The sequence below is a fragment of the Streptomyces xanthochromogenes genome (assembly GCF_014650455.1).
Taxonomy (GTDB): domain Bacteria; phylum Actinomycetota; class Actinomycetes; order Streptomycetales; family Streptomycetaceae; genus Streptomyces; species Streptomyces xanthochromogenes.
The window spans coordinates 207,028-219,487 of record NZ_BMUZ01000006.1; the positions used below are offsets into that span (position 1 = coordinate 207,028).

Genomic DNA, 12,460 nt, shown 5'->3' on the forward strand with positions numbered 1-12,460 from the left:
CCGGGCGGCGTCCGCCGCCGCGAGAGGTTCCAACCGGCCGTCCGCCGGGCCCACTTGGGGTCCGGCGGACGGCCGGGGCTACTTGGTCCAGCCGACCGCGGCGAAGTCGAGGTCGCCGAGACCGGCCACCCCGAAGTTGGCGAGCCCCTTGCGGACCGCCATCAGCTGGGGGCGCTGGTAGAGCTCGACGTCGTGACCGAGCTTCCAGATCTCCGCGTCCGCCTGGTTGTAGAGGCGGGCCGCGGCGGCCGGATCGAGCGTGCCGGACGCCTGCTTGAGCAGGCCGTCGAGCACGGGGTCCGAGATGCGGCCGTAGTTCTGGAAGCTCTGGGCGCCGCGCGGCAGCCGGTAGATCGCCTGGGCCTGGCTCGGGTAGGTGAGGTCGGTGAAGCGGAAGATCGCCAGGTCGAAGTTGCCGAGGTCGAGGTACTTGGGCCCGTAGTCGTCGGCCGGCACCTTCTGGATCTCCACCGTGATGCCGACCTGTCCGAGCATCTGCTGGAGCAGTTGGGCGAGGTCCAGGCCGAGCCGGTTGGTGGACTCCGCGATCACGAAGCGCAGCTTGAGGGTCTGGCCGTCCTTGACGCGCGGCTTGCCCGTGCCGGGTGACGTCCAGCCCGCCCTGTCCAGGAGCCGTTCGGCCGCCTTGGGGTCGAATCTGCCCCACTGGCCGGAGTTGTCGGCGTATCCGGGCTGGTTGGTCATGAAGATGTGGTTGCCGAGCAACGGCACGCCCACCGGCAGCCCCTCGGCCGCCACGTCCGCCAACGCCCCTTTGTTGACGGCCTGTTGGACGGCATGGCGCACGTCGACGTCCTGGAGGGGACCGCCCGCCCCGTTGAGGCTGACATGCACCTCGTCCCAGGCCGAGCCGATCCGTACGGTGCTGTTCGGGGCCGACTTGAGCTGCTGGTACGCCTCGGCCGTGGCCGCGTTCACGGCGTCGATCTCACCGTTCAGGTACGCCTGCAGGGCGGCGGCGGGCAGCAGCGCGCGGAAGACCACCTTGTCGAGGCGCGGCTTGGTGCCCCACCAGGCCGGGTCCGGCACGGCCGTGACGGACTGGGTCGTCCGGTCCATCGAGGCGATCCTGAACGGGCCCGCGGTGACCGGGATGCGGGCCCGCCAGCCGTCGTTGAACTGCTCGGGCGTGCTGGTGGCGGACGCCGGGAAGAGGGGATCGAACAGACGCTGCCAGTCGGCGTACGGCGAGCGGAAGACGACCTGCACCTCGCCCGGACCGCTGCCCTGGCGCACGTCGGATATCTGGTCGTAGCCGGAGGGGTCGGCCACCAGATAGCGGTCGTCGCCGCGGCCGAGCGCCTTCCACTGGGCCTGGAAGTCGGCGACGCCCAGCGGCTTTCCGTCGGACCAGCGGGCGTGCGGGTTGAGCCGGTAGGTGACGGTCTGCGGCGATGACGTGGTGACGGAGGCGGAGAGCAGATAGTCGGGGTCGGCGTGCGGGACGCCCTTGGCGTCGCGGCGGAACAGCTGGGGCTCGACCAGGCTGTCGATCTCCAGGGCCTCGCCGATCGTTCCGGCGGCCTGGTTCACGTTGTACTGCGTGATCCACTGGGAGGTGGCGAGGGTCAGGGTGCCGCCCTGGCGGAGGGTCCCCGGTGGCTCGCGGCCCATGTCCTCGGTTCCGGAGGCCGGCACGCTCTTCGCCCGGGGGGACTGCGCCGGATGGGACGAGGACGTACACCCGGCGAGCGTCATCGCCACCGCCGCCCCCAAGGCCGCCCACATGCGCACCCGCCGCAACCGAGTCACTCCAGCCCCCATTCTGACGAACCGTCAATTAGCCGAACTGATCTGCGATTTATGGGCCGGACCTTAACATTGCCGCCTGTCAGGCCGGTGAACCGTCCACGCCCGCGCCCCGTTCGAGGAGACATTTTGGTCGGCCGCTTGTCCAGGCGCCTCGCCCACGGCGCACTGCTGCTGCTCTGCTCGGTCTTCCTCTCGTACGTCATCGCCTCCGCGGCGCTCAGTCCGCGCGCCTATTTCGAGGACCGCCAGCCGCGTCCGTCGGCCGCGACGGTCAACCACGAACTGGCGCTCCTGGGCACCGACGACCGGACGCCGGTCCTGGCGCGCTTCGGGCAGTGGTCGTGGCGGGCGGTCCACGGCGACCTCGGGCGCACCGTCGACGGGGACGCGGTGAACGCGGAGTTCGGGCGCCGGATCGGGGTGTCCACGCGGCTGCTGCTGATCGGCACCCTGGTCGGCACCGGGCTCGGCGTGCTCGCCGGGGTATGGGCCGCGGTGCGCCGCCACCGGCTGCCCGACCGGGCGCTGACCGTCTTCTCCTTCCTCGTCCTCTCGGTGCCCACGTTCGTGCTCGCACTGCTCTTCAAGGAGGGCGCCCTGTGGTTCAACCAGAGCGCCGGCCACACCGTCATCCGCTACACCGGCGAGCGCACGCCGGGCCTGACCGGCTCGCTCGCCACCCATGTCAAGGACCGGGCGGTGCATCTCGCGCTCCCGGCGGCCACGGTCGCCCTCTGCGCGGTCGCCTCCTACAGCCGCTACCAGCGGGCCGCCACGCTCGACGTGCTCGGCTCGGACCATCTGCGCACCGCACAGGCCAAGGGGCTCACGCCGGGCCGGGCCCTGTTGCGACACGGCCTGCGCACCTCCCTGATCCCGCTGACCACCTTCTTCTCGTTCGGTTTCCTGACCCTGTTCACCGGGGCCGTGTTCACCGAGCAGATCTTCGGCTGGCCCGGCATGGGCAGCTGGTTCATGGAGTCGGCGCAGAAGGGCGACATCAACTCGGTGGTCGCGGTCAACCTGTTCGCGGCGGTCACCGTGCTGCTCGCGGGCTTCGTCGCGGACGTCCTGCACGCCGTGCTCGACCCGAGGGTGCGGTCCCGGTGAGCGCCGACCCGATGAGCGCCGGCCCGACGAGCACGGAGAGGAGCACGGAGACGCTCGTGCTGCGTGGCCGCGGCGCGAGCACCGGCCGGGCACTGCTGCGCTCACCCCGCGCCCTGGCCGGCCTCGCGCTCGTCGCCGCGCTCTTCGTGCTGGCATACGCGGGCCCGTATCTGACCCGCTGGAGCTACACCGACATCGACTACACGGCGCTGCGCGGCGCCCCGAGCGCCGACCACTGGATGGGCACCAGCCGGATCGGTCAGGACCTGTTCGCCCAGACCGTGCGCGGGCTGCAGAAGTCACTGCTCATCGGCGCCCTGGTGGCCCTGGCCAGTACGGCGCTCGGGGCCGCGTTCGGCACCTGTGCGGGGTACTTCGGCGGCTGGGTCGACCGGGTGCTGATGTTCGTGGTCGATCTGATGCTGGTGATACCGGGCTTCCTGCTCCTGGTGCTGCTCGCGCCCCGGCTGCGCGGCTTCGGCTGGCCCGCCTTCGCGGGGCTGCTCGCCGCGCTCGGCTGGATGATCACGGCACGGGCGGTACGGATCATGACCCTTTCCCTGCGGGAGCGGCCCTTCGTCGCCGCCGCGCGGCACATGGGCGTGGGCCCGTTCCGGATCATCGCCCGGCACGTCCTGCCCCACCTCGCCTCGTTCCTCATCACGGACGCCACCGTCGCCGTGGCCGCCGCCGTGATCAGCGAGACGGGCCTGTCCTACTTCGGGTTCGGGGTGCAGCCGCCGGACGTGTCGCTCGGCACGCTCATCGCGTCGGGCACCGACGTCGCCCTGACCTGCCCCTGGATGTTCTTCTTCCCGGCGGGGCTGCTGCTGCTCTTCGTCCTCGCCGTGCACCTGGTGGGCGATGCGCTGCGGGACGTCCTCGACATCGGGTCGGACCGGGCGGGGGCTCTGCGATGACGGCGCCCACGGTGCTGGAGGTCAAGGATCTGCGCGTGTCCTACGGGGACGCCGGTGGCAGGGCGCTGCCGGTCGTGCGCGGCGTGGGGTTCACGTTGCGGCGCGGTGAAGTCCTGGGCCTGGTCGGCGAGTCGGGGGCCGGCAAGACCGCGACCGCCCTCGCCCTCCTCGGACTGCTGCCGCCGGGCGCCCGGGCCGGCGGGTCGGCGAGGCTGCTCGGCACCGAGCTGATCGGCCTGCCGGTGCGCGAACTCGCCCGGCTGCGCGGCCGGCACATCGCGATGGTCTTCCAGGACCCGCTCGCCGCGTTCAATCCGGCCCAGCGCGTCGGCGACCAGATCGGCGAGGCGCTGCGCATCCATCAACGGCCGCGTCCCACAGGAGAGTTAGCGCGTCGCCGCGCCATGGAGCTGCTTGAGGGCGTACGGGTTCCCGACCCGGCCCGCGTCGCGCGCTCCTACCCGCACGAACTGTCCGGGGGGCTCCGCCAGCGCGCCATGATCGCCATGGCGATCGCCAACGCCCCCGACGTGATCGTGGCCGACGAACCGACCAGCGCCCTCGACGCCACCGTGCAGGCGCAGGTCCTGGACGCCCTGGACGGCGCCCGGCGCGCCACCGGAGCCGCCCTGCTCCTGGTCAGCCACGACCTGGGCGTGATCGCCGGCACGGCCGACCGGGTGGCCGTCATGTACGCGGGACGCATCGTCGAAACCGCGCCCGTGGACGCCCTGTTCGCCACTCCCCGCATGCCGTACACCCTCGGCCTGCTCGGCTCGGTGCCCCGCCCGGACGCCGCCGTGCCGCTCACCCCGATACCGGGCACCCCGCCCGCGCCGGGCGGTGCCGGGCCCGGCTGCGCGTTCGCCCCGCGCTGTCCGCTCGTGGCCGCGCAGTGCCGTACCGAGGAGCCCCGACTGGCAGGCTCCGCAGGCCACTTGGCGGCCTGCGTGCGCCAGGACGCCCTCGCCGAGTGCTCCGCCGCCGGCCTCTTCCCCGCCTCGGCTCCGCCGCGCCGCACTCCCCCGGGCGGTGCCCCACTGCTCCGCGTCACGGGCCTCGCCAAGTCGTACCCGCTGCCGGGCCGTTCGGCCGCGCTGGGGCGAAGACGGCCCCGGCAGCGCAGGCTCGCCCTGGAGCGGGTGGACCTGGAGGTGCGTCGGGGCGAGACGGTGGCCCTGGTCGGCGAGTCGGGCTCCGGCAAGACCAGCACCCTGATGGAGATCATCGCGCTCGGTGCGCCCGAGTCCGGGTCGATCGAGATCGCCGGGTACGACACGTCCGCGCTGAGCCGTGCCGACGTCCGCAGGCTGCGCGGCGCGGTGCAGATCCTGGTGCAGGACCCGATGGCCAGCCTGGACCCCCGCATGCGCGTTGCCGACCTCGTCGCGGAGCCGCTGCACGCCCAGCGGTACCCCAAGGCCGCCATCGCGGCCAAGGTGCCCGAACTCCTGCGCCGGGTCGGCCTCGACGCGTCGGACGCGGAGCGCCGTCCGCACCGCTTCTCCGGCGGCCAGCGCCAGCGCATCGCGCTCGCCCGGGCCCTGGCCGTCGGACCCGAACTGCTGCTCCTGGACGAGCCGGTGTCCGCGCTCGACGTCTCCGTGCAGGCGGGCATCCTCGATCTGCTGCGACGGCTGCGCGCGGAGCACGGCCCGGCCTGCCTGTTCGTCACGCACGACCTGGCGGTGGTGCGCCAGATCGCCGACCGGGTGGTGGTGATGTACGGGGGCCGTACCGTGGAGAGCGGAGCGGTCCCCGATGTCTTCGGAGCCCCGCGCCACCCCTATACCCGCGCCCTGCTCTCGGCGGTGCCGCTGCCCGATCCGCCGGCCGCGCGGGCCCGCGTCCGGGTCGTGCTGCCGGGCGAACCCCCGGAGGCGGCCGAGCGCTCGGCGGGCTGCCGCTTCCGCGGTCGCTGCCCGGTGTACGCGGCGCTCGGCGTGGAGCGGACGCGGTGCGAGCAGGTGACACCCGTGCCGGTCGGCGCCGATCCCCTGTCCGGGCACACCGCGGCCTGCCACTTCCCCCACGACACCGAGGGGGCGCCCGGCCGGCTCGGTTCCGAGCCGGAGGAACACCCCCCGGTGCGCTGAGAGTTCATCCCTGGTGGGCCGAGACCGCGCCGCGGTAGACCTCCAGGGTGCGCTCGGCCACCTTGTCCCAGGAGAAGTGCTCCACCGCCCGCGCCCTGCCCGCGGCGCCGAGGGCGGCGGCCCGGCCCCGGTCCTCGATCAGGGTGTTGACGGCGTCGGCGAGTCCGGCCGCGAACTTGTCGGGGTCGACCGGCTCGCCCGTGGCGTCGGTACGGGCCTCGAACTCGACGAGCCGCCCGGTCACCCCGTCGACGACGACCTCGGGAATCCCCCCGACCGCGGAGGCCACGACCGGGGTCCCGCAGGCCATCGCCTCCAGGTTCACGATGCCCATCGGCTCGTACACCGAAGGGCACACGAACACCGTTGCGCGGGTGAGCAGTTGGCGTACCGAGTCCTGGTCCAGCATCCCGTCGATGCGGAAGACCCCGGTGCGCACGGCGCGCAGTTCCTCGACGAGTGCCGCGACCTCGGCGGCGATCTCGGGCGTGTCCGGCTGCCCGCAGCACAGCACCAGCTGGGCGTCGGAACGCAGACCGAAGGCGGCCCGCAGCAGATGCGGCAGGCCCTTCTGCCGGGTGACGCGGCCGACGAACAGCACGATGGGCAGATCCGGGTCGATGCCGTGGCGCTCCAGCGCGTCCAGGCGCGGGTCGGGCCGGTAGGCCTCGGGGTCGATGCCGTTGTGGATGACGTGCACCCGCTCGGGTTCGACCTCCGGATACACCCGCAGGATGTCGTCGCGCATCGCGGCGGACACCGCGACGAGGGCCGAGGCGGAGCGCACGGCGGTGCGCTCCATCCAGCACGACAGGGCATAGCCCCCGCCGAGCTGTTCGGCCTTCCAGGGGCGCAACGGCTCCAGGCTGTGCAGCGTCATGATGTGCGGGACGCCGTGCAGCAGGCTTGCGAGGTTCCCGGCCATGTTCGCGTACCAGGTGTGACTGTGCACGACGTTCGCGCCGGCACAGTCCGCGGCCATCGCCGCGTCCGCCCCGAGAAATCCCAGAGCGGCATCGGTGGCGGCCAGATGCGCCGGTGGCTCGTACGCGTCGACCCCTGCTTCTGTTCTGGCCGTTCCCAGGCATCGCACACGCACATCCGCAAGCCGGCGAAGGCTCCGCGTCAGCTCCGCCACGTGAACGCCGGCTCCGCCGTAGACCTCGGGCGGATATTCACGGGTGAGCAGATCGACCCGCATGTTCCCTCCTTCCGTCGTGCAGTCCCACGGCGCTGCTCAGCAGCAACCCCCGGCCGTCGAGGGCAACGAGATCGCGGCGTGACGTACGGAGGGAGATTCCGACGGAGGCCCCGATTCGAATATCAGGCAGCCGCTGAGAAATATCCCCGCCGAGAACATCGCGACGAAGATCAGCCATATACCCTTCGATCCCATTGAAATAGCCCCCCACTTGAGCAACTCAATTTGACTCAATGAGTCAATCAGGAGTGACCATTTGAGTCAAGTCTAGATTGGGCAATGACCGATCTTGGGCATTGCGGAGGGAGGAATTCCGATTTCAGCCGTAGAGGGAGGGGGCGGAAGCAGCCATTCTGTGCCCAACGGGCCCCAGAAGTAGGAGTCAGGACGCTTGCGGGTGCCTGACTTACGGGTAGCATCACTTGTAATGATCTGAGTCAAGTACCGTTGCTCAAGGAGTCGCCGTGGATCACTCTGAGCCTTCCTCTCCCGTTGGCCTCGGGCAGCGCATCCGGGAGCTCCGGATCCGGCGCGGACTCAAACAGCAGGACCTCGCGTCCGAGGAGATCTCCACCAGCTACGTGTCCTTGATCGAGTCGGGCAAGCGGGCCCCGTCGGGCGCGGTGCTCGGCACCCTGGCGGAGAAGCTCGGATGCTCCGCCGAATACCTGCGCACGGGCCGCGACCAGCACGAACTGGAGGAGGCCAGGCTCAAGCTGGCCTTCGGCGACATGGCCCTGCGCAACGGGGCCGACGGCGAGGCGTTGCAGACCTTCAGCGAACTGCTGGGCAGCGCGCTCCCGTTGGACGCCGCCATGAAGCGGCGCGCCCGCGTGGGACAGGCCACCGCGCTGGAGAAGCTCGGGCGCCTGGAGGCCGCGATCCCCCTCTTGGAGGAGATCTTCGCGGACCGCGCGATGGCGGCGGGCTCGGACGAGTGGTGCCGTACGGCCGTGGCGCTGTGCCGCTGCTACCGCAACATGGGCGACATCACGGTCAGCATCGAGATCGGCGAACGGGCCCTGAGCAAGCTGGACTCGCTGGGCCTGGACGTGACGGTTGACCACGTCCAGCTCGGCTCCACCCTCATGGGGTCCTACCGCATGCGCGGCGACCACACCCGGGCACATCTGCTCGCCCAGCGCCTCATCCCCGTCGCCGAGAAGCAGGGAGCGCGGGCGGCGCGGGGCGCGGTGTACTGGAACGCGGGTCTGGTCGCGCAGTCACGCGGGCAGCTGACCGAGGCCCTGGCCCTGACCGAGCGCGCGCTGGCGATGATGGCCGAGGACGACAACGCGCGCCATGTGGCCATGCTCAAGATGAACTACGGGTGGCTGCTGCTCCAGACCGAGTCCGGTGACCGGGAGCGGGCGAAGGAACTCCTGGAAGGGGCACAGCAGTCGCTGGCGGAGGCCGGCAACGCCGAGGAACTGGCACGTTGCGAATTCCATCTGGCGGAGGCCGACACCGCCCTGGGCAACTGGGCGGAGGCGGCCGCCCACGCGGAACGCGCCCTCGGTCTCCTCGGCAGCGAACCCCGCGCACTCGCGGTCGCCGCCCGCACCGCGCTCGCCCAACTCCACTTCCTGCGCGAGGAGAACGATCTGGGCAAGCAGGTGCTCGAAGCGGCGACCCGACAGCTGCGGCACTTCCGCGCCTCGCACGAGACCGCCGAGTACTGGCGCCGCATCGGTGATCTGTGGCGGGACGAGGGGCACACCAAGCAGGCCCTCGCGGCCTACGACGCCGCCCTCTCCGCCTCCGGGCTCCAGCCCACCCCGAGTCCGCGCCACGCGCTCAGCGAGCGGACGCGCTAGTCAGGACCGCCAGGACCCGGTCGCGCAACGCCTCCATCGCGGCCGGGGCCTCCGCCTCCACGTGGATGCGGACCAACGGGGCTCCGCGCGCGGCCCGTACGTTGAACCAGGAGCCGTCGCCGAACTCCCCCGTGACGCCGTCGAGGTGGTCCAGTTCGGCGCCGGAGCCCGCGAAGTACGCGGCGACGCGGCGCAGCGCCGTCGCCGGGTCCTCGACCCGGATGCCGATCTCGCCGGAGCGCGGGTAGCGGTCGTGGCCCGCGGTCAGTTCCGAGAGGTCGCGGCCGGTCTCGCCCACCTCGGCCACCAGGTGCAGCGCCGCGAGCATCGCCGAGTCGGCGCACCAGAAGTCGCGGAAGTAGTAGCGCCCCGAGTGGGCGGCGCCGAACGCCGCGCCCTGCTCGGCCATCAGCGAGCGGATGGCCGCACGGCCGACCCGGGACCGCAGCGGGATGCCGCCGGCCTCCTCGACCGCCTCGATGGCGGCCCGTGAGGTGATGAGGTCGTGGACCACCGCGGCCCCCGGGCGGCGGGCGAGTTCGCGCGCCGCGACCAGCGCGACGACCGCGGCGGGCGGGACGGCGGCGCCCCGCTCGTCCACCACCCGGCACCGGTCAGCGCCCTCGTCGAAGGCTAGCCCCAGGTCGGCGCCGCATCGGCGCACCCGCTCCCCGAGGTCCCAACCCGGCTGACCGGCACGCCCGTTGTCGTGGGCGAGGCGTACGGGGACGACTTCCACGGCCGGGTGGTGCAGCGCCCTGGGCGCGGTCAGCGCGGCGATGCCGTGGGCCGCGTCGACCACCACCCTCACCGGGCGGATGCCGCCGAGGTCGACCAGGGACCGCAGATGCCCGGCGTAGTCGTCGAGCACCGGCGCCCGGACCACGGAGCCCGGGCGGCCGGTCAGCGCCGGGCGGGGGCCCGCGAGCCGCTCGCGGATCACTTCGAGCCCGGTGCCCTCGGCGACCGCGACCGCACCGGCGCGGCACAGCCGGATGCCGTGCGGCGCGCCGGGGCCACGTCCCGCCGTGACCAGGGCGCCGGGCACCTCCAGGTAGCCCGAGAGGTAGGTGAGGCAGTCGGCAGGGCCCGGGCCCGCGTCGAGGGCGTCCGCGCCCTGGTCGAGGACGCCTTGGGCGAAGGCGTCGGCGAGGGCCGGCGAACAGCCCCGCAGGTCGTGCGCCACCGCGATCACGGGCGCGCCGGTGAGCAGGGCGAAGGCGGCTCCGGTGCGGTAGGCACCGCCCGGGTCCAGTTCCTCCGGCACCCGTCCCCTGATGCCGTGTGCACCGACGATGCGCTCGGCCGCACCGCGCACCTCACTCATCGGCGCTCACCTCGGAGCCCCGGGCCGGCCGCAGCCAGAAGGTGGCGAGCGGCGGCAGGGTGAGGGCGGCGCTCTGCGCGCGGCCGTGCCAGGGCACCGGCTCGGGCGTGATGACACCGGGGTTGACCACGCCGCTGCCGCCGTAGCGTTCGGCGTCGCTGTTGAGGACCTCGGTCCACGCGGCCGCGTCCGGCAGGCCGATGCGGTAGCCGGTGCGGACCACCGGCGAGAAGTTGCAGACGACGACCAGGGGCCGGCCGTCGGCGTCGTACCGCACGAACGAGAGCACATTGTGCTCGGCCTGCGAGCCGTCGATCCAGGAGAAGCCCGCGGGGTCGTGGTCGAGCTCCCACAGGGCGGGGGTACAGGTATAGACCTGGTTCAGATCGCTGACCAGTGCGCGGATGCCGTGGTGGTCGGCGTGGCCGGGCCAGTCGTCGCCGAGGACCCACCACTGCGGCCCCCGGTCGTGGTCGAATTCCGCGCCCTGTCCGAACTCCTGCCCCATGAAGAGCAGTTTCTTCCCCGGGTGGGCCCACGTGTGACCGAGGTAGGCGCGGAGGTTGGCACGCTGCTGCCACCAGTCCCCCGGCATCTTCGCGACCAGGGACCGCTTGCCGTGCACCACCTCGTCGTGCGAGAGCGGCAGCAGATAGGCCTCGCTGTAGGCGTAGACCATCGAGAACGTCAACTCGTCGTGGTGATAGGCGCGGTGCACCGGGTCCCGGGCGACATAGCCGAGCGAATCGTGCATCCAGCCCATGTTCCACTTCAGGTCGAAGCCGAGACCGCCGAATCCGTCCGGGCCCACCTCGTAGGTGGGGCGCGTCACGCCCGGCCAGGACGTGGACTCCTCGGCGATGGTGAGGGCACCGGGGGCGCGGCGGCGCACAGTATCGGTCAACTCCTGCAGGAAGGCCACGGCGGCCAGGTTCTCCCGTCCGCCGTACTCGTTGGGGCTCCAGCCGCCCTCGTCGCGGGAATAGTCGAGGTAGAGCATCGAGGCGACGGCGTCCACGCGGATCGCGTCGATGTGGAATTCGGTGCACCAGTGGACGGCATTGGCGACGAGGAAGTTGCGCACCTCCCGGCGGCCGTAGTCGAATTCCAGGGTGCCCCAGTCCGGATGGTGGGCGCGCCGGGTGTCGGCGGGCTCGTAGAGGGGTTCGCCGTCGAATCGGGAAAGGGCGAACTCGTCCTTCGGGAAGTGGGCCGGCACCCAGTCCGCGATGACGCCGATCCCGGCGCCGTGCAGCGCGTCCACGAGGTACCGGAAGTCGTCGGGGGTGCCCAGGCGGGCGGTGGGGGCGTAGTAGCCGGTCACCTGGTAGCCCCACGACCCGCCGAAGGGATGTTCCATCACCGGCATGAGCTCCACATGTGTGAACCCGAGCCCGGCGACGTATTTCGGCAACTCCTCGGCCAGCCGGCGGTAGTCGAGCCCCGGGCGCCATGACGGGATGTGGACCTCGTAGACCGACATCGGGCGCTGCCGGCAGTCGGCGCCGCCGCGCTCCGCCATCCACTCGGCGTCGCCCCACTCGTAGGCGGAGGCGTCGACGACGGAGGCGGTCGCGGGCGGGCACTCCGTGGCACGGGCCAGCGGGTCGGCCTTCTGGAGCATCCGGCCGTCGCGGGTGTGGATCTCGTACTTGTAGCGGGTGCCGGGGCCGACCCCCGGCACGAACAGCTCCCATACGCCGCTGGAGCCCAGCGACCGCATGGGGTGCGCGGTACCGTTCCAGCCGTTGAAGTCGCCGATGACGCGCACCCCTTGGGCGTTCGGGGCCCACACCGCGAAGGCGCAGCCGGTGATGCCCTCCAGGGTGCGGACCCGGGCGCCGAGCACCCGCCACAGCTCCTCGTGCCGGCCCTCCGTGATCAGGTGGAGGTCGAGGTCGCCGAGGGTGGGCAGGAAGCGGTAGCCGTCCTCGTGGCTCTCCTGTGGGCCGGGCGCCCGCTCGCCGTAGGCGACCTGGAGCCGGTAGACGGGGGCGGCCCGGCCCGGCAGGAGCCCGGTGAACAACCCGTCGCGCTGATGGGCGAGTTCGACCCGGTCGCCGTCGCCGGTGACCACCGCGACGCGGCGGGCGAGCGGGCGAAGCACCCGGACCGCGACGCCGTCGGCCACCGGGTGGGCGCCGAGCACGGAATGCGGGTCGTGGTGGGCCCCCGCCAGTAGCCGGTCGAGCTCGGCATCGGCCATACGGGTCGTC

8 protein-coding genes are annotated in these 12,460 nt (G+C 72.2%); 4 read left to right on the forward strand and 4 right to left on the reverse strand.

Features of this window, described 5'->3' with window-relative positions; all coding sequences use genetic code 11:
• Positions 1 to 78: 78 nt before the first annotated feature.
• Complete coding sequence (locus tag IE267_RS17725) at positions 79 to 1,773, reverse strand: ABC transporter family substrate-binding protein (RefSeq protein ID WP_229861289.1); 1,695 nt, start codon at positions 1,771 to 1,773, stop codon at positions 79 to 81.
• A 138-nt stretch (positions 1,774 to 1,911) separates the two neighbouring features.
• Here IE267_RS17725 and IE267_RS17730 point away from each other — a divergent pair, with 138 nt between their 5' ends.
• From IE267_RS17730 to IE267_RS17740, 3 genes are read left to right on the forward strand one after another with little or no spacing between them, the layout of a single operon-like run.
• Positions 1,912 to 2,883 carry an ABC transporter permease gene (locus tag IE267_RS17730; protein WP_373304562.1) on the forward strand — a complete coding sequence of 324 codons (972 nt, stop codon included), beginning with the start codon at positions 1,912 to 1,914 and terminating at the stop codon, positions 2,881 to 2,883.
• Entirely contained in the window at positions 2,880 to 3,803 is a 924-nt protein-coding gene (locus IE267_RS17735) for an ABC transporter permease (RefSeq protein WP_229861290.1), read from the forward strand. The genes IE267_RS17730 and IE267_RS17735 overlap by 4 nt, the downstream gene beginning before the upstream one ends.
• Positions 3,800 to 5,899, forward strand: a complete 2,100-nt coding sequence (locus tag IE267_RS17740) for a dipeptide ABC transporter ATP-binding protein (RefSeq protein WP_189763881.1) — start codon at positions 3,800 to 3,802, stop codon at positions 5,897 to 5,899. Before IE267_RS17735 ends, IE267_RS17740 begins: the two co-directional genes overlap by 4 nt.
• A 4-nt stretch (positions 5,900 to 5,903) precedes the next feature.
• Here IE267_RS17740 and glgA read toward each other — a convergent pair whose 3' ends face one another.
• Entirely contained in the window at positions 5,904 to 7,100 is a 1,197-nt protein-coding gene (gene glgA, locus IE267_RS17745; protein WP_167152397.1) for a glycogen synthase, read from the reverse strand.
• Positions 7,101 to 7,564: 464 nt separating this feature from the next.
• Here glgA and IE267_RS17750 point away from each other — a divergent pair, with 464 nt between their 5' ends.
• Positions 7,565 to 8,917: a helix-turn-helix domain-containing protein gene (locus IE267_RS17750; protein ID WP_167152399.1), complete on the forward strand. Its 1,353-nt coding sequence runs from the start codon at positions 7,565 to 7,567 to the stop codon at positions 8,915 to 8,917.
• Here the strand turns inward: IE267_RS17750 and IE267_RS17755 are convergent.
• Positions 8,898 to 10,244 (reverse strand): phosphohexomutase domain-containing protein, encoded by a 1,347-nt coding sequence (locus IE267_RS17755; protein WP_189763882.1) that lies wholly within the window; start codon positions 10,242 to 10,244, stop codon positions 8,898 to 8,900. The two genes, IE267_RS17750 and IE267_RS17755, sit on opposite strands and share 20 nt — an antisense overlap.
• The gene (glgB, locus tag IE267_RS17760) at positions 10,237 to 12,450 is read right to left on the reverse strand and encodes a 1,4-alpha-glucan branching protein GlgB (RefSeq protein ID WP_189764044.1); all 2,214 of its coding nucleotides are present in this window, start codon (positions 12,448 to 12,450) and stop codon (positions 10,237 to 10,239) included. Before glgB ends, IE267_RS17755 begins: the two co-directional genes overlap by 8 nt.
• Between the last annotated feature and the right edge of the window lie 10 nt (positions 12,451 to 12,460).